General features: G+C 58.9%; 15 protein-coding genes and 1 pseudogene. 13 read left to right on the top strand and 3 right to left on the bottom strand.

The genetic code is table 11. The features are described 5' to 3' along the window. The 4 genes and pseudogenes from AAAB35_RS21320 to ugpC form a co-directional block, all read left to right on the top strand. Positions 1-378, top strand: a pseudogene (locus tag AAAB35_RS21320) (sugar ABC transporter substrate-binding protein); the annotation flags it as partial. Positions 379-411: 33 nt separating this feature from the next. Further along, positions 412-1,317, top strand: coding sequence for a sugar ABC transporter permease (locus AAAB35_RS21315; RefSeq protein WP_340670276.1), 906 nt, complete (start codon positions 412-414; stop codon positions 1,315-1,317). Between the two features lie 11 nt (positions 1,318-1,328). Further along, the gene (locus AAAB35_RS21310; protein WP_340670274.1) at positions 1,329-2,153 is read left to right on the top strand and encodes a carbohydrate ABC transporter permease; all 825 of its coding nucleotides are present in this window, start codon (positions 1,329-1,331) and stop codon (positions 2,151-2,153) included. Between the two features lie 18 nt (positions 2,154-2,171). Next, positions 2,172-3,245, top strand: coding sequence for a sn-glycerol-3-phosphate ABC transporter ATP-binding protein UgpC (ugpC, locus tag AAAB35_RS21305; protein WP_340670273.1), 1,074 nt, complete (start codon positions 2,172-2,174; stop codon positions 3,243-3,245). Between the two features lie 7 nt (positions 3,246-3,252). On the opposite strand, the gene AAAB35_RS21300 is transcribed toward ugpC, so the two are convergent. Then, a complete protein-coding gene (locus AAAB35_RS21300; RefSeq protein WP_340670272.1) occupies positions 3,253-4,002 on the bottom strand; it encodes a ferredoxin reductase in 750 nt (249 codons plus the stop codon). 9 nt (positions 4,003-4,011) lie between these two features. Continuing rightward, a complete protein-coding gene (locus AAAB35_RS21295) occupies positions 4,012-4,617 on the bottom strand; it encodes a sulfite oxidase-like oxidoreductase (protein ID WP_340670271.1) in 606 nt (201 codons plus the stop codon). Positions 4,618-4,984: 367 nt separating this feature from the next. On the opposite strand from AAAB35_RS21295, the gene AAAB35_RS21290 reads away from it, so the two are divergent. Then, entirely contained in the window at positions 4,985-5,737 is a 753-nt protein-coding gene (locus tag AAAB35_RS21290) for a FadR/GntR family transcriptional regulator (protein ID WP_340670270.1), read from the top strand. A gap of 34 nt (positions 5,738-5,771) precedes the next feature. Here AAAB35_RS21290 and araD1 read toward each other — a convergent pair whose 3' ends face one another. Further along, positions 5,772-6,764, bottom strand: coding sequence for an AraD1 family protein (gene araD1, locus AAAB35_RS21285; protein ID WP_340670269.1), 993 nt, complete (start codon positions 6,762-6,764; stop codon positions 5,772-5,774). 317 nt (positions 6,765-7,081) lie between these two features. Here araD1 and chvE point away from each other — a divergent pair, with 317 nt between their 5' ends. The 8 genes from chvE to AAAB35_RS21245 all read left to right on the top strand — a co-directional run bounded on the left by chvE (position 7,082) and on the right by AAAB35_RS21245 (position 16,657). Further along, positions 7,082-8,137, top strand: coding sequence for a multiple monosaccharide ABC transporter substrate-binding protein (gene chvE / locus AAAB35_RS21280; RefSeq protein ID WP_340670275.1), 1,056 nt, complete (start codon positions 7,082-7,084; stop codon positions 8,135-8,137). A 158-nt stretch (positions 8,138-8,295) separates the two neighbouring features. Beyond that, the gene (gene mmsA, locus AAAB35_RS21275) at positions 8,296-9,825 is read left to right on the top strand and encodes a multiple monosaccharide ABC transporter ATP-binding protein (RefSeq protein WP_340670268.1); all 1,530 of its coding nucleotides are present in this window, start codon (positions 8,296-8,298) and stop codon (positions 9,823-9,825) included. Beyond that, entirely contained in the window at positions 9,822-11,018 is a 1,197-nt protein-coding gene (gene mmsB, locus AAAB35_RS21270) for a multiple monosaccharide ABC transporter permease (protein WP_340670267.1), read from the top strand. The genes mmsA and mmsB overlap by 4 nt, the downstream gene beginning before the upstream one ends. 144 nt (positions 11,019-11,162) lie before the next feature. Continuing rightward, complete coding sequence (locus tag AAAB35_RS21265) at positions 11,163-12,797, top strand: N,N-dimethylformamidase beta subunit family domain-containing protein (RefSeq protein WP_340670266.1); 1,635 nt, start codon at positions 11,163-11,165, stop codon at positions 12,795-12,797. Between the two features lie 14 nt (positions 12,798-12,811). Further along, the gene (locus AAAB35_RS21260; RefSeq protein WP_340670265.1) at positions 12,812-14,191 is read left to right on the top strand and encodes an aspartate aminotransferase family protein; all 1,380 of its coding nucleotides are present in this window, start codon (positions 12,812-12,814) and stop codon (positions 14,189-14,191) included. Positions 14,192-14,199: 8 nt separating this feature from the next. Next, positions 14,200-15,132 (top strand): 3-keto-5-aminohexanoate cleavage protein, encoded by a 933-nt coding sequence (locus tag AAAB35_RS21255; protein ID WP_340670264.1) that lies wholly within the window; start codon positions 14,200-14,202, stop codon positions 15,130-15,132. Beyond that, positions 15,132-15,635 (top strand): GNAT family N-acetyltransferase, encoded by a 504-nt coding sequence (locus AAAB35_RS21250; RefSeq protein WP_340670263.1) that lies wholly within the window; start codon positions 15,132-15,134, stop codon positions 15,633-15,635. Before AAAB35_RS21255 ends, AAAB35_RS21250 begins: the two co-directional genes overlap by 1 nt. Next, a complete protein-coding gene (locus AAAB35_RS21245; RefSeq protein ID WP_340670262.1) occupies positions 15,632-16,657 on the top strand; it encodes a histone deacetylase family protein in 1,026 nt (341 codons plus the stop codon). The genes AAAB35_RS21250 and AAAB35_RS21245 overlap by 4 nt, the downstream gene beginning before the upstream one ends. Positions 16,658-16,909 lie beyond the last annotated feature (252 nt).

Raw genomic sequence — 16,909 nt, 5'->3', positions numbered from 1 at the left:
CCGACGTTCGGCGACGGCATTGGCGTAACGGAAGGCTCATCCAAGAAGGAAGCGGCATATCTTTATTGCCAATGGGCGATTTCGAAGGAGATGGGGACGCGCCTCTTGCAGACCGGCTCCGGCGTGCCGTTCCGCAACTCCATCCTCAATGACCCTGAAGTGCGCAAGGGCGTTACCATGCCTCAGGATTGGGTTACTGCGCTTTCCGAATCAGCCAAGGTCAGCAAGCTTTGCCTGCCGGTCATCATTCCCGTCACGGAATTCCGCGACGTAATGGGTGTCGGACTGACCAACCTGCTCGGCGGTGCCGATCCCGCGACGGAAATGAAGCGCGCCACCGAGGAATTCCGTCCGGTCCTCGCCCGCAGTGAAGGCTAGGGCAACGGCATCATGACAACGGCTGCCCCGACAATGACGCGTGTTGCGCAAGACGCCAAAGCAAAGCAAGTCAAGAGCCGGCTCAAGCCGAGCTATTGGCCCTTCGTCGTACCGGCGCTGGTCATCGTCGGAGCGGTCATCATTTTCCCCTGGGCGTTCACTCTGTGGATGAGCGCCAACGAATGGCATCTTGGCGGCGACCAGCGCTTTGTCGGCCTGGCTAATTTCACCCGGATCGCCGGCGACACGCGATTCTGGGAGTCCATGGCCCATACGCTGGTCTATACGGTGTTGTCGGTGGTGGCGCCCCTTCTTCTCGGCACAATTGCTGCGCTGGTGTTTGACAGCAAGCTGCCGATGCGCGGCCTCCTGCGCGGCATATTCGTCATGCCTATGATGGCGACGCCGGTTGCGATCGCCCTTGTCTGGACCATGATGTTCCATCCGCAGCTCGGCGTTCTCAACTACCTTCTGTCGCTTGTCGGCATTGGCCCCCAGGAATGGATTTTCAACCAGAATACGGTTATTCCCTCGCTCGTGCTGGTCGAAACCTGGCAGTGGACGCCGCTTGTTATGTTGATCGTTCTCGGCGGGCTCGCAGCCATGCCGCGCGATCCTTTCGAGAGTGCCGAGATTGACGGCGCAAATGGCTGGCAGAAGTTCCGCTTTATCACGCTGCCGATGATCCTGCCCTTCATGATGGTTGCCGTGATCATCCGCTCGATCGATGCCCTGAAAAGCTTCGACATCATCTTTGCCATGACGCAGGGTGGGCCAGGCACGGCGTCGGAAACGATCAACATCTATCTCTATAACGTTGCCTTTGCCTATTACGACATCGGCTATGGCTCGGCGCTCGCCGTCGTCTTCTTCATCGTCATCATCACTATGTCCCTGGCGCTGCTTCATCTGCGCCAGCGGACAAAGTGGAACAGCTGAGGAGACTGCCCATGGCACGTCGTCGTTTGCTGAAGTCGCTGGGAACCGCCTTCATTGTGTTTGTCATCGTCTCTCCGGCCATTTTCTTTTTCCTGTGGATGCTGTCCCTTTCGCTCAAATACGAGATCGACAATGGCGCCTATCCGCCGATCTTCATTCCGGAGAATTTTGCCTGGTCGAACTATACGGAAATCTTCGCTACCAATGATTTCCTGCACTATTTCTGGAACAGCCTCCTGGTGACGGGTACGGCGACGCTTCTCGCGCTGCTCGTCGGCGTGCCCGCGGGCTACGGCATCGCCCGCCTGCGTGCGAACAAGGCCGCCATCGTCGTCATGATCGCGCGCATGACGCCCGGGCTCTCTTACCTCATTCCCCTTTTCCTTCTGTTCCAGACGCTCGGGCTCCTGGGAACACTTTGGCCTCAGATCATCATACACCTCGTGGTGACCGTCCCTATCGTCATCTGGATCATGATCGGCTATTTCGAGACGACGCCGATGGAGCTCGAAGAGGCGGCAATGATTGATGGCGCGACCTCCTGGCAGGTGTTCCGCATGGTGGCGCTGCCGATCGCCAAGCCCGGCATTGTCGTGTCGCTCATCCTTGCCGTCATCTTTTCGTGGAACAACTTTGTCTTCGGCATCGTGCTTGCAAGTCGAGAGACACGCACGCTGCCTGTCGCCGTTTACAACATGCTTTCATTCGAACAGGTGAGCTGGGGACCTCTCGCGGCCGCCGCCTTCGTCGTGACCCTTCCGGTCCTTTTGCTTACCGTTTTTGCGCAACGTCAGATCATTGCCGGCCTAACAGCCGGCGCCGTCAAGGGCGGCTGAAAACTCAAGGAGGGTCGCATGGCCTCTGTCTCCATCAGGGACGTCACCAAGACTTACGGCAATGTCAATGTCATGCACGGCGTTTCGGTCGACATCGACGACGGCGAGTTCGTGATTCTCGTCGGGCCGTCCGGCTGCGGGAAGTCGACGCTCCTGCGCATGATCGCCGGCCTTGAGGAGATCACGGGCGGTGAGATCGCGATCGGCGACCGCGTGGTCAACGATCTGCCTGCCAAGGAACGCGATATTGCCATGGTCTTCCAGAACTATGCGCTTTATCCGCACATGACGGTCGCCGACAATATGGGCTTTGCCCTCATGCTGAAGAATGCGCCGAGGCAGGAGAAGGTGAGCCGGGTTGGACGCGCGGCCGAAATCCTCGGTCTCGAAAAGCTGCTTGACCGCTTCCCGCGCCAGCTTTCGGGCGGCCAGCGCCAGCGCGTCGCGATGGGCCGGGCGATCGTGCGCGATCCGCAAGTCTTCCTTTTCGATGAGCCCCTGTCCAACCTCGACGCCAAGTTGCGCGTCCAGATGCGCAGCGAGATAAAGGGCCTGCATCAGCGTCTCGGAACGACCATCGTCTACGTGACCCACGATCAGATCGAGGCCATGACGATGGCCGACAAGATCGTCGTCATGAAAGACGGGCTCGTTGAACAGATCGGCACACCACTCGAACTCTACGATCATCCGGCCAATCTGTTCGTCGCCGGCTTCATTGGTTCGCCAGCCATGAACTTCATCAACGGCAGGATCGATGGCGGCGCCTTCGTAACGAGCGACGGCATCCGCTTGCCGTTGCCGAACGGCGCAAAGGCGCCATCGTCCGGCGAGGCGACCTTTGGCATTCGCCCCGAACACATCAAGATTGCGGCCGAGGGCGTAAAGGTAAGTGTGGACGTCGTTGAGCCGACGGGGTCGGAGATCATGGTGGTCGGCAGACTCGGCGAACAGGAGATCAACTGTCTGTTTCGCGAGCGCCTCCTAATCCGGCCGGGCGACACGATCACCGTGTCAATCGATCCGGCCCATGTACATCTGTTCGACATGGTCAGCGGGATCCGGCTCGACGGCAGGTCGGTGGCGCATTGAAGCTTGACTAGACACCGTAGCGCTCGACCCGGATCGAGCCGGCAAGGATGCCAGCTGCAGTCAGCGCGTCGGTAGCGGCGGTCACGAATGCATTGGAGCCGCAGACGAACGTTTGTTTCGGCGGGGCTGGAAGGCGGGTGAGGGTTTGCGTGACAATTGATGCGTCGATGCGGCGGGTGTAGTGGCCTTCGCGCTGGACCATCTCGCGTGTAAGGGCAAGCGCAAGGCTGAAGCCGCTCGCTTTTGCCGCCAGATCGAGGAGTTCTTCGCGAAAGATGATTTCGTCAAAGGTTCGCGCCGAATAGAGAAGGAGGAAAGGTGTCGTCGACGCCCGCGCCTGCCGATGGCGCACCATGGAGACCAGCGGCACGACGCCGGAGCCGCCTCCAACGAGGAAAATCGGCCCGCCATCGGCCACTGTCCAGATGAAGTGACCGCCGATCGGCCCGCGCAATTCGATCTCGTCGCCAATCTGCGCTATGTCATGGAAGAACGCGGAGACTTCGCCGTCATCCAGCCGTTCGACGGCAAGTTCGATCGACGCACCGCTTTCAGGCGCTGACGCAATCGAATAGCTGCGCTGCGCCTGGTAGCCGTCCGGCGCAGTCAGCCTTACGTCAACGTGCTGACCGGCCTCGTAGACAAAGGGCTTTGAGGGCGCGAAGAAAAAGCTGCTCACACGGGCCGACTGTCGCGAAATCCCGGTTATGGTCGCCCTTTGCCATTCAACGCGTAATCCCGCCGACCGGTCCTGCACGTTTCGATCCTAGTCGCCGCTATAGCGCTGCTCACGCCAGGGGTCACCATAGATGTGATAGCCGCGCAGCTCCCAGAACCCCGGTTCGTCGCGCGTCGTAAACTGCAGGCCGTTGATCCATTTTGCCGATTTCCAGAAGTAAAGGTGCGGCACGAGAAGCCGAGCTGGCCCGCCATGATCCGCCGTCAGCGGCTTGCCATCATAGGACGTTGCGATCATCGCCTTGCCGCCCGTCAGGTCCTTCACCGGCACGTTGGTCGTATAGCCATCATAGCCATGTGCAAGGAGAAATTCCGTAGGGGGTTCAAGATTGGCTTCTGCGAGGATGTCGTCGACAAGCACGCCCTGCCAATGGGTGTCGAGCTTGGACCAGGCGGTGACGCAATGGATATCGCGTGTCAGCCTGGTTTGCGGCAAGGCGTTGAACTCGGCCCAGTTAAAGCTGACGATCGGCCTCGGTCCGACCTTCAGCGTGAACGACCAGTCTTCCACGCGTACGCGTGGCGTTGGACCGGCCGACAGGACGGGAAAATCATCGGTCAGCGATTGCCCCGGCGGGATGCGATGCTTGATTTCCGGCGCTTGTCCCCGCCCGCTGAAGCCACGTGTCGTCATGGTGCGCGTCTCCTTGCCGCCATAAGAACACAGCTTCGCGCTGCGGCCAAGCCCGCCGACGGGACCTCGCCATCAAGGGTGTCTGATCGTTCGACCCTCGTGATTGGGGCCAAACCGGCGTCGCGGGCAGACGAAACCGGGCAGTTGGCGGCGGAAATCTGTCATATATTGCCCTGACAGGGATAGGAAAACCAGCTGGCGACGCGCTGATTCGGACATACACCAAGCTTGTCGATTGTTATTGATATTATTATATTATAAATAGAGACAAAAGGTTGGGAGGACAGCCGGGAGGCAGAGCCGCTTACACGTTAAGCAGCGGCAAATGTTGGCTGATTTGCCCACCAAGCACATAGCAGGCAAAAAGTTGGCAGACAACGAGCTCCTCAACTATGACTTCCGCACGGCGGGTCAATCGCGCACCCATCATGGCCACGTCATGCGTGATCTCGGCCTGAAGATCATCAGCGGCGCCTACCCGGAAAACACGATCCTGCCTGGCGATGCCGAGCTCCTTGAGCGCTTTGGTGTTTCGCGAACGGTTCTGCGCGAGGCGCTGAAGACGCTCGCTGCCAAAGGGCTCATCCAGCCGAAAGCCAAGATCGGAACGCGCGTGCGCGAACGCTCGCACTGGAACCTGTTCGATCCCGATATCCTGGTCTGGCACTTTGAGGCGGGGGCAAGCGCCCATTTCCTTTCAAGCATCGTCGAGATGCGGCTCGCGCTCGAGCCGGAAGCGGCAGGTCTTGCAGCGCTGCGTCGCACGGACGAACAGCTTGAGGCGCTTTATCATTGGGTCGGCAAGATGGGCAGTGCGCGCGAATCTGCGGCAGATTTCGTCTATAGTGACCTGCAATTTCACATCGCCATAGCCGAAGCATCCGGAAACCCGTTCATGCGCTCGATCAGTGCGCTGATCGAAGTGGCGCTGGTGACGACCTTCACCATCAGTTCGCCGATCCCCAATTCCGAAAGCCACGTGCGTTCCGTGGCAAGGCATGCTGCGATCGCCGATGCCATCAAGGCCGGCGATGCGGAGGCAGCCAAAGAGGCAATGCGTGTGGTGATTCGCGAGGGCGCCGAGCGCGTGCTCGCGGCCGGGCAGAAAACCGCCGGTTAGCTGCAACCGGCGGTCCTTGCGCGTGGCCGAAATTCTAGAGCGCTCTCACTTTCACCTTGGACGGCTTTTCAACCTTGAGCGGATTGCGCAGTGGCAGACCGAAGGCCGGTGCCTCGATCTCGAAGACGTCGCCATTTTCCGCCTTCACGCCGTCAGCAAAGGAAAGCGTTGCGGTGCCGAACATATGCACGTGAATATCGCCGGGCTGGCGAAACACGCTGTATTTGAAGTGATGGTGTTCAAGGTTGTCGATCGTATGGGACATGTTGTCCTCGCCCGACAGGAAGGGCTTTTCCCAAACGGTCTTGTTCTTGCGCAGGATGCGCGAGGTACCGCGGATGTCCGCTGGAAGATCGCCAACGATCAGTTCCGGACCAACGGAACAGGGTCGCAGCTTCGAGTGGGCGAGATAGAGATAGTTGACCCGTTCCATGACGTGGTCGGAAAATTCGTTGGCCAGCGCAAATCCGATGCGAAAGGGCGATCCGTCCGGGCCGATAACATAGATGCCTGCGATTTCCGGTTCTTCGCCGGCATCGTTGGCGAAAGCAGGCGAAAGCAGCGGCTCGCCTGGCGCCGTGAGCATCGATCCGTTGCCCTTGTAGAACCATTCTGGCTGTACGCCCGTCTGTCCCTTTTTAGGTTTGCCATTCTCGAGGCCCATGCGGAACATTTTCATTGAATCCGTGAGCGTTTCCTCCTTCGCATCGCCGATCTTGCGATGCATCGCGTCGCGGGTTGCGGCAGAGCCAAGGTGGGTAAGACCGGTACCCGTCAGATGGATATGAGCGAAATCGTGCGTGTCGATCGGAGCAAGCAGGCGTCCTTCCTTATAGGCTGCGTCAATGTCGACTTTCTTGCCAAGGCCACGAGCCTCGACGATATCGGCGATGTCTGTCTTGGCGTTGATCGCAGCATGGGCGAGTTCAAGCACCGAGCGCGTGCGCTTTACCACGCGGAACACGTCGGCAACGCGCGCCGCGACCTGCCGCTTTCCATTGGCATTGATCAATTGAACCAGATTCAAGGCTTTCCTCCCGCATGTTTGGGTATATGAATAACAGGTCCCACACGATAAGCGCCCGATCCTGCCTTCCTAAAAAATAATATAATAGTATTATATTGATGTAAACGGGCGTTACGCGATGGCATCGTCGGCGGCGCTCGACCGTGGATCGTGACATTTTTTCGATCCGGCGAAAGCCTATTTCAAAAGTAATACTTTTGAGATAAGTGTTGGACGACCCCGCTCTGGGAGGAACTGGTTCGGTGCAAAAAATCCAAAGGCTGAGGCCGGGACATTTGCATTGGACATGATGGAAACTGGGAGGAACAGACGTGAAAATGCTTAAACTGTTTGCTGCGGGCCTGATCGCACTTGGGGTCATGGGCGCGCAAAGCTTCGCTGAAGACAAGGGCACGGTCGGGATCGCGATGCCGACGAAATCCTCGGCACGCTGGATCGCCGATGGCGACAATATGGTCAAGACGCTCAAGGAGCGTGGCTACAACACTGACCTGCAATATGCGGAAGATGATATCCCCAACCAGCTCGCGCAGATCGAGAACATGGTCACCAAGGGCGTCAAGGTGTTGGTCATCGCAGCGATCGACGGTACGACGCTGTCGAATGTCCTCCAGCAGGCACACGATGCCGGTATCAAGGTCATCGCCTATGACCGCCTGATCCGTGACAGCCCCAATGTCGATTACTACACCACGTTCGACAACTTCCAGGTTGGCGTCCTCCAGGCGAGCTCGCTGGTCAAGGCGCTTGGACTGCCCGATGCCAAGGGTCCGTTCAACATCGAACTCTTTGGCGGATCACCAGACGATAACAATGCCTTCTTCTTCTACAATGGCGCGATGTCCGTTCTGCAGCCCCTGATTGACAGTGGCAAGCTGGTCGTGCAGTCGGGCCAGATGGGCATGGACAAGGTCGGCACGCTGCGTTGGGATGGTGCTGTCGCCCAGGCCCGTATGGATAACCTCCTTTCGGCCTATTACACCGACAAGAAGGTCAATGCCGTCCTGTCGCCCTATGACGGTCTGTCGATTGGTATCCTCTCTTCGCTGCGCGGCGTCGGCTACGGCACCAAGGATCAGCCGTTCCCGTTCGTTTCCGGGCAGGACGCAGAGGTGCCCTCCGTCAAGTCGATCATTGCCGGCGAACAGTATTCGACGATCTTCAAGGATACCCGCGACCTTGCCAAGGTGACGTCCAATCTGATCGATGCCGTGCTCAAGGGCGACGAGCCGGAAATCAACGACACCAAGACCTATAACAATGGCGTCAAGGTTGTCCCGGCTTACCTGTTGAAGCCCGTCGAGGTCGACAAGACCAACTGGAAGGAAATTCTGATTGGCTCCGGCTATTACAAGGAAGACCAGCTGAAATAATGGATCGATCCGGAGCGAACCCTGCGCCTTGCCGCGCGGGGTTCGTTTTTTGACGATTGGAGCTTGGCGGAATCCGGTGGTAAAGGACCGCAAAGCCGAATAAAAATGCGAAGGGAGCGATGCCGGCCAGCGGCCACATGGCATCGATGAGGATCTCGATGGAAACTATCCTCGAAATGCGCAACATCACCAAGACGTTTCCCGGTGTGAAAGCGCTCAACAATGTCAATCTCAATGTACGCAAGGGCGAGATTCATGCGCTCGTGGGCGAGAACGGCGCGGGCAAATCGACCCTGATGAAGGTTTTGAGCGGCGTTTACCCGCACGGCAGCTATGAGGGCGAAATTCACTACAAGGGCCAGGAGCAGCATTTCCGCGATATCGCTGACAGCGAAAGGAAGGGCATCATCATCATCCACCAGGAACTCGCCCTGGTTCCCTTGCTGTCGATTGCCGAAAATATCTTCCTCGGCAACGAACCGGCAAGATTTGGCATCATCGACTGGCATGTCGCAGAATCACGCACGCGCGCGCTCCTTGCCAAGGTCGGGCTGAAGGAAGATCCGCTGACGCTGATTACCAATCTCGGTGTCGGCAAACAGCAGCTTGTCGAAATCGCCAAGGCGCTATCAAAGGAAGTCGAACTCCTCATCCTCGATGAACCGACCGCAAGCCTCAACGAAAAGGACAGCGACGCGCTTTTGACGCTCCTCCTCGAATTCAAGGCGCATGGCATCTCGTCGATCCTGATATCGCACAAGCTCAACGAGGTCGGCAAGGTTGCCGACCGCATCACCGTGCTGCGCGACGGAGCGACGATCGAGACGCTCGACAAGAGCGAGATTTCTGAGGACCGGATTGTCACGCTGATGGTCGGACGTCAGCTGGCCGATCGCTTTCCCCAGCGCGAACCCAAGATCGGCGACGTCGTGTTCGAAGTGAAGGACTGGGTTGTTCACCACCATCTCCATGGCGACCGCACGGTTGTCAACAACGTCAACCTCAATGTCCGCAAGGGCGAGGTCGTCGGCATAGCGGGATTGATGGGCGCCGGCCGGACGGAATTTGCCATGAGCGTTTTCGGCAAGGCGTACGGCCAGAAGATCAGCGGCGACGTCTTCATCAATGGCAAGAAGGTCGATGTCTCGACGATCGGCAAGGCCGTCGACAACGGCATCGCCTATGTCACGGAAGATCGCAAGACCTACGGCCTGAACCTAATCGATCACATCAAGCACAATACAACGATTGCCCATCTTGATGGCGTTTCGCACAATGGGGTCATCGACGACATGGCCGAGCTTAAAGTGGCCAATGAATATCGCCGCAAGACCAACATTCGCTCGTCCAGCATCTACCAGAAGACCGGGAACCTTTCCGGTGGCAATCAGCAGAAGGTGGTCCTGTCGAAATGGCTCTTTGCCAATCCGGACCTTTTGATCCTCGACGAGCCGACGCGCGGCATCGATGTCGGCGCGAAATACGAGATTTATTCAATTATCAACCAACTGGTTAGCGAAGGCAAAAGCGTCCTGATGATCTCGTCGGAAATGCCGGAGCTGCTTGGCGTCTGCGACCGCATCTACGTGATGAACCAGGGCAGGCTCGTCGGCGAAATGCCGGCCAGTGAAGCCAGCCAGGAAAAAATCATGCGCGCCATTATCCGTGCGGAAGGGAAAGCATCATGACAATCGATACAGCAACCCAGGGAAAGAAGGATTTCAAGACCGACGGATCGGCCGTAAAGGGCAATTTCCGGGAATACGGTCTGGTGCTCGCCCTGATCCTCATCATGATCTTTTTCCAGGTCACCACAAGCGGCACGCTGTTCCGCCCGGTCAACCTGACCAACCTGGTGCTGCAGAACAGTTACATCATCATCATGGCCCTCGGCATGCTTCTTGTCATCGTGGCGGGGCATATCGACCTGTCTGTAGGTTCGGTATCGGGCTTTGTCGGAGGACTTGCGGCCGTCATGATGGTCCAGTGGCACCTCCACTATATTCCCGCCACCATCCTTTGCCTGATCATGGGCGGCGCGATCGGTGCAGCGCAGGGCTACTGGGTCGCCTATCACAAGATACCATCATTCATCGTGACGCTCGCCGGCATGCTGGTGTTCAAGGGACTGGCGCTATGGCTGCTTGGCGGCCAGTCCGTCGGACCGTTCCCGCCGCAATTTCAGCTGCTGAGCTCAGGCTTCATTCCCGACATTTTTGGCGGGACGACCTTCAACATCACCTCGATGCTGATCGGCATCGTTCTCGCGGCGCTGATGATCTATTTCAGCATTCGCGGTCGCGCCAAGCGCGAGAAGCATGGCTATGAGGGCGAGCCTTTCGCACTCTTCGTCGCCAAGAACCTGATCATCGCCGGTATTATCCTTTACCTGACCTATCTGCTCTCGTCCTACAAGGGCCTCCCCAACGTCCTTATCGTCATGTCGCTCCTGATCGCGCTCTTCGTATTCGTGACCAAGCGCACGACCATCGGCCGGCGTATCTATGCGATGGGCGGCAACGAAAAGGCGGCGAAACTTTCCGGCATCAGGACCGAGCGGCTGACCTTCTTCACCTTCGTGAACATGGGCGTCCTTGCCGCCCTTGCCGGTCTTATCTTCGCGGCGCGGTTGAATACGGCAACGCCAAAGGCCGGCCTCGGCTTCGAGCTTGACGTCATCGCAGCCGTGTTCATCGGCGGCGCTTCGGCCATGGGCGGTGTCGGCCAAGTGATGGGTGCGGTGATCGGCGCCTTCATCATGGGGGTCATGAACAACGGCATGTCGATCATGGGGGTCAACATTGACTGGCAGCAGGTGATCAAGGGGCTGGTGCTACTCGCCGCCGTCGTCTTCGACGTCTACAACAAGAACAAGGCATAGTCGTTTTTCTGGGATCGACGATCGGCGCGCCATTCAATGATGTGGCCGCTCGTCGATAATTGCAGCTTTCCCTTTCATGGCATTTTGACTATCTGCCGCGGGAATGCATGAATGTGAGCGATTCTGGCCAGGGAGGTGGCCATCGTGCACGCTAGAGACGATTTTCCCGATTTTGGTCTGACCGAATCCGAGCGGCGGGAAGCCGTGCTCGGGCACTACTACGAATATCCTGGCATGGATGGCGATAAGGGCGAAATCTGGTGCTACACCGATGCCCTGTCCTATGCGCCGGGCGCCCAGGTTACGCTTTTCGTCTCTTCGACGTCGGCGGGCTTCGATGCCGAAATCATCCGTGATGGTGCATTGAGCCGGGTCGTCTTCCAGGCAAGGAACATCGGCACTTGCTGGCAGGAAACGCCCGATCAATGTTCAGTCGTGGGCTGTGGCTGGGAGGCACAATTCGATTTCACCATCGGAGCGGACTGGCCGTCGGGAGCCTACCGCGTCCGGTTGACGGCCGAGGGTCGCAAGGGCGCCCTCATCGGTTGCGATCACATCTTCATCGTCCGGCCTCGAACCGGGAAAAAGGCGGGCCGTGTCCTGCAGGTTACTGCCACCGGCACCTGGGCGGCCTATAACACCTGGGGCGGTTCCAACCACTATCAGGGCATTACCGGCCCGCAGCGAAACCAGTTTGCGCCGATCGTGAGCATGGAACGGCCGCTTGGCCGTGGTTTCGTGCGTCTGCCGGCAACTGCGCCGCGCATTCCCCTCCAAACCACACTTTTTCCCGCTGTCGCACCGCGCTATCCGCACATGGAATGGGCTTATGCCAACGGCTATTCGAAGAAATACGCTTCGGCCGGCTGGGCGAGCTATGACAGCCACTTCTTTCACTGGGCAGAGGATGCCGGCTACGCCATCGACCTTGCCAGCCAGCACGAATTGCATTTTCATCCGGAACTTGTCGAGGGTTACAGCTGCGTCGTCTTTGTTGGTCACGACGAATACTGGACGTGGGAGATGCGTGACACCGTTGACGATTATGTCGATCGCGGCGGTCGTGTGGCGCGCTTTGCCGGGAATTTCATGTGGCAGACCCGCCTTGAAAATGAAGGCAAACGCCAGGTTTGTTATAAGTATCGGGCGCGGGATGAGGACCCTTTCTACGCCAAGGGCGATATCAGGCGCGTCACCAATTCGTGGGAAGCCAGGGAGATCGGCCGCCCGGGCGCCAGGACATTCGGGCTCAATGCCACCTATGGTCTTTATGCCGGCTGGGGCGGCTGCGCGCCGCGCGGCGCGCGCGGGTTCCCGATCTACAGGCCCGAGCATTGGGCATTTGCCGGGACGGGTCTTTATTACGGCGATCTGCTTGGCGCCGACAGCCACATTTTCGGCTATGAAGTCGACGGGCTGGACTATGTGATCCGCCATGGATTGCCGGAGCCGACAGGCGAGGGCGATCCCCCGGATGGATTGCAGATCCTTGGCCTTGGTCTCTCCTCACTCAAGGAGGAAAGGGCGGATATACCGGCTGAAGGGCAATTCCTCGGCGACGAAGATGCGCTTTTCGTCGCCGATGTCCTTGCCGGAAATCATGGCGATGCGGCCGTCGAACGTTACAAGCGCGGCGCCGGAATGATCGTCAACTTCTCGCGCGGCAAGGGCGAGGTCTTCCATGCCGGCACCTGCGAATGGGTCGCCGGGCTCTTGCGGCGCGATAAAATGGTCGAGCGTGTGACCGCCAACGTTCTGGACCGGTACCTTCATCGATAACAACGGATTAAGACATGCCCAGCCAGCCCATGCCCGACTTTTCGCCAGCACCGAGCGCGTCCTCGCACCTCTTCTACCAGACGCGGCTGCGCCGCCCGCTCGTTGATCGGGCCGAGGGCATATACCTCTGGGACAAGGCCGGTAACCGCTACATCGACGGTTCGAGCGGGGCCATGGTGGTCAATATCGGCCATGGCAATCGCCATGTCATAGAGACCATGAAGAAGCAGCTCGACAAGGTGACATTCGCCTATCGGCTGCATTTCGAAAATGAACCCGCCGAAGATCTGGCGCGCCGCATATCCACTTATATGCCAGATGGCATGGACAAGGTGTTCTTTGTTTCCGGCGGTTCGGAGGCAGTGGAATCCTGTCTCAAATTTGCCCGGCAATATGCCGTGGCGATCGGCGAGGGCCGGCGTTGGAAGGTTGTCTCCCGCTTCCCGTCCTATCATGGCGGGACCCTCGGGGCCCTTGCCGTCACCGGCTATGCAGCACTTGCTGATCCCTTCCGCCCGATGATGAAGGAAATGCCGGCCATTCCCGCACCGACTGCCTATCTCGACCGCGACAACCTGTCGATGGAAGAGCGCGGGCTGCGCTACGCCGACAAGCTTGAGGAGAGAATTCTCGCCGAAGGTCCCGAAGAGGTGCTCGCCTTCATCATGGAGCCGATCGGCGGGGCATCGACCGGTGCGCTCGTCGCCCCTGATAGCTATTACCCCCGCATCCGCGAGATTTGCGACCGCTATGGCGTGCTCCTTATCCATGATGAGGTCATGAGCGGTGTCGGGCGCACCGGCAGGTTTCTCGGTGGCGATCACTGGAACTGTCGACCCGATCTCATCGCCCTGTCGAAGGGCTTCGGTGCCGGCTACAGTCCGCTTGGAGCAATGGTCGCGCCCTCTCGCATGGTCAAGCCGGTGCTTGACGGCGGCGGCTTTCAACATGGCTATACCTATGCGGGCAATCCCCTGGCCTGCGCCGCGGGCGGAGCCGTTCTTGATGAGATCGAGCGCCACGATCTTATCGGCAATGCGCACACGATGGGCGCGGTTCTCAATAACGAGCTCGTTGCTCTTGCCGGTCGCTATCCCTTCATCGGCGACGTCCGGGGCAAGGGCTTGCTTCTTGCTGCGGAGTTCGTCGCCGACAAGGCAACGATGCGGCCGCTGCCGAAGGGAAAAAATGCCTTCCAGCGCGTCGTCGATATTGCCTATGATAAAGGCTTGATCATCTATTCGCGTCGCACGCGTGGCGGCGTCGAGGGGGATCATTTCCTCGTGTGCCCGCCGATGATCGTAACGCGCCACGAGATCGTTGAAATTTCCGGTATCCTCGATGAGACGCTGCGCCAGCTTGCCGGCGAGCTTGACCTTCCCGTCAACGGTTGAATGCGATCATGGCCAGGAAAAAAGTCATCATAACGTGCGCCGTCACCGGTTCGGTGCATACGCCGACCATGAGTCCCTATCTGCCGGTGACGCCCGATGCGATCGCGGCCCAGGCCATCGAGGCGGCCGAGGCCGGCGCTTCGATCCTGCACCTTCACGCCCGCGATCCGCACGATGGCAGGCCATCAGCTGATCCTGATGTGTTCATGCAATTCCTGCCACGCATCAAAGAGGCCTGCGATGCGGTCATCAATGTTTCGACCGGCGGCAGCTCGGTGATGCTGCTCGACGACCGCCTTGCGGCCGCGCTGCGCGCCGAACCGGAAATGTGCTCACTCAACATGGGCTCGATGAATTTCGGCCTTTATCCTGCCCTTGACCGCTATGGCGAGTGGCGGCATGCGTGGGAACCGCAACTACTCGAGGCTACGCGCGAAACGATCTTTAAGAATAGCTTTGCCGACATCGAGAATATTCTCGTGCGGCTCGGCGAGGGCTGCGGCACGCGTTTCGAATTCGAATGTTATGATGTCGGCCATCTCTACACGCTCGCCCATTTTCGCGATCGTGGTCTCGTTTCGGGGCCGCTGTTCATCCAGTTTGTCTTTGGCGTGCTTGGCGGCATCGGCGCGGATCCTGAAAACCTTACCCACATGAAGCGCATTGCCGACAAGCTCTTCGGCGAAACCTATGATTTCTCGGTACTCGCAGCCGGACGACACCAGATGCCGATGATCTCCATGGCAGCGGCGATGGGCGGCAACGTCCGCGTCGGGCTGGAAGACAATCTCATGCTCGGGCGCGGCGCCCTTGCAAAATCCAATGCCGATCAGGTAAGGCGCATCCGCGCGGTCCTTGACGCCTTGTCGCTCGATGTCGCAACGCCGGCCGAGGCCCGCGCCATGCTCGCCTTGAAGGGTGGCGACAGGGTGGCCTTCTGATGGCCGCCGTGACGATCCGTTTGGCAAGGGCCGGCGATGCGCCGCTATTGCATCATGCGATCCTCGCGATGGCGGCAGGGATGGGTGCGCAAGCACGGGTTACGAGTTCGCCGGATGATCTTGAGCGTTATGGTTTCGGCGACGAAGCTGCTTTTGAGGCACTCATCGCCGAGATCGGCGGCGCCTTTGCCGGCATGTGCCTGTATTTTCCAAGCTTCTCTACCTGGCGCGGCAAGCCCGGTATCTACATCCAGGACATATTCGTGGAGCCCGCGTTTCGGGGCAGGCGGGTCGGCGAGCGCCTGCTCAAGGCTGCGGCCAGTCGCGCGCACCAACGCGGTGCTGCCTATTTGCGGCTCTCGGTGGACACGGCCAATCTCGGGGCACAGAGTTTCTATGCGCGCCTTGGCATCGAATGGTCGCAAGCCGAACACATCCATGGCATTTATGGTGATGCCTTTAGCGCATTGGCGCAGTGCCAGAGCAGCGAGGAGGAGAGATGAAGACGTTTTACGGGGACGACCAGAGGCGTCACGATCCCAAAGGCTTCCTTTCGAGCGGCGCGCCGCAGCCCAATCCGGAAAAGCCCGAGCGCATTGATCGCCTGCTTGCGGGGGCGCGGGCCGCTGGCTCCAGCATTCATCACCCGGCCAATCACGGCCTTGCGCCGATTGCGGCGGTCCATACGCCTGAATATCTGGAATTTCTTGAAAACATCCACCGGCGCTGGCAGATGATCCCCGGCGCATCGCAGGAAGTCATTGCCAACATCCATCCAATCAATCGTTCCGGCAGCTATCCGGCTTCGGCGGTCGGGCAAGCCGGCTACCATATGGCCGATACGTCCTGTCCCATTTCTGCCGAAACCTTTCAAAGTGCCTGCTGGAGTGCCTGGAGTGCCGTGGAAGCTGCGGAAACTGTGATGTCGGGCGAGCGCGCAGCCTACGCCCTGTGCCGGCCGCCTGGACACCATGCCTTTAGCGACGTTGCCGGCGGTTTCTGTTTCATCAACAATTCCGCGGTCGCCGCACAAAGGTTGCGCAAACAGGCCGACCGTGTTGCAGTTCTTGATGTCGACCTCCACCATGGCAATGGCACGCAGGGCATTTTCTACGGTCGGGCGGACGTTCTCACCGTTTCGATCCACGCCGATCCCGTGCGCTTTTATCCCTTCTTTTGGGGCTATGCTGACGAGCGCGGAGATGGGGCCGGGCTTGGCTACAATTATAATCTGCCATTGCCACGCAAGTCCGGCGATGACGTGTTTCTCGACGCGCTCGAATCGGCTTGCCGGCGTATAGAAGCCTTTGCGCCGCAAGCGCTCGTCGTTGCGCTCGGCCTTGATGCTTTTGAAGGTGACCCATTCGGCGGTCTTTCGGTTTCAACGGCAGGATTTGCCCGGATCGCCGAAAGGATCGCGGCCTTGCGCCTGCCGACGCTCATCGTCCAGGAGGGCGGTTACCTCTGCGACGAACTTTCCGATAACCTAACGTCTTTTCTGACGGGCTTCGGTTCGGCCGTCTGAGGCGTTGACTGGCTAAGGTTCCCGCGCGGACGACCGGTTAAGATCTCGTTGCACTTTGCCGGAAAACCGGGGTTATCCACAGGTATGATCCGAAATGCAGAAAGTTTGAAAAAAGCGAAAAAGGCGTGTTGACAGTTTTGTTGGGTGGGGTCTATATACCGGCACAACGAGGGCGGGGCGCCGCTGGCGGTTGCTGAATGCGCCCTAAGGTTTGCACGGTTTTTGGTCGCGAGACTGATTGTCTGGTGTGGA

This window comes from Phyllobacterium sp. (assembly GCF_037994425.1).
Taxonomy (GTDB): Bacteria; Pseudomonadota; Alphaproteobacteria; order Rhizobiales; family Rhizobiaceae; genus Phyllobacterium.
The sequence above is the reverse complement of the archived record's forward strand: the minus strand, read 5'-3'. Positions and strand labels throughout refer to the sequence as shown.

What these genes read in the sequence shown, in the direction of transcription:
- AAAB35_RS21315 (WP_340670276.1), top strand. Translation starts at nt 412, where the DNA reads ATGACGCGTGTTGCGCAAGACGCCAAAGCAAAGCAAGTCAAGAGCCGG.
- AAAB35_RS21310 (WP_340670274.1), top strand. Translation starts at nt 1,329, where the DNA reads ATGGCACGTCGTCGTTTGCTGAAGTCGCTGGGAACCGCCTTCATTGTG.
- ugpC (WP_340670273.1), top strand. Translation starts at nt 2,172, where the DNA reads ATGGCCTCTGTCTCCATCAGGGACGTCACCAAGACTTACGGCAATGTC.
- AAAB35_RS21295 (WP_340670271.1), bottom strand. Translation starts at nt 4,617, where the DNA reads ATGACGACACGTGGCTTCAGCGGGCGGGGACAAGCGCCGGAAATCAAG.
- chvE (WP_340670275.1), top strand. Translation starts at nt 7,082, where the DNA reads ATGCTTAAACTGTTTGCTGCGGGCCTGATCGCACTTGGGGTCATGGGC.
- mmsA (WP_340670268.1), top strand. Translation starts at nt 8,296, where the DNA reads ATGGAAACTATCCTCGAAATGCGCAACATCACCAAGACGTTTCCCGGT.
- mmsB (WP_340670267.1), top strand. Translation starts at nt 9,822, where the DNA reads ATGACAATCGATACAGCAACCCAGGGAAAGAAGGATTTCAAGACCGAC.
- AAAB35_RS21260 (WP_340670265.1), top strand. Translation starts at nt 12,812, where the DNA reads ATGCCCAGCCAGCCCATGCCCGACTTTTCGCCAGCACCGAGCGCGTCC.
- AAAB35_RS21255 (WP_340670264.1), top strand. Translation starts at nt 14,200, where the DNA reads ATGGCCAGGAAAAAAGTCATCATAACGTGCGCCGTCACCGGTTCGGTG.
- AAAB35_RS21250 (WP_340670263.1), top strand. Translation starts at nt 15,132, where the DNA reads ATGGCCGCCGTGACGATCCGTTTGGCAAGGGCCGGCGATGCGCCGCTA.
- AAAB35_RS21245 (WP_340670262.1), top strand. Translation starts at nt 15,632, where the DNA reads ATGAAGACGTTTTACGGGGACGACCAGAGGCGTCACGATCCCAAAGGC.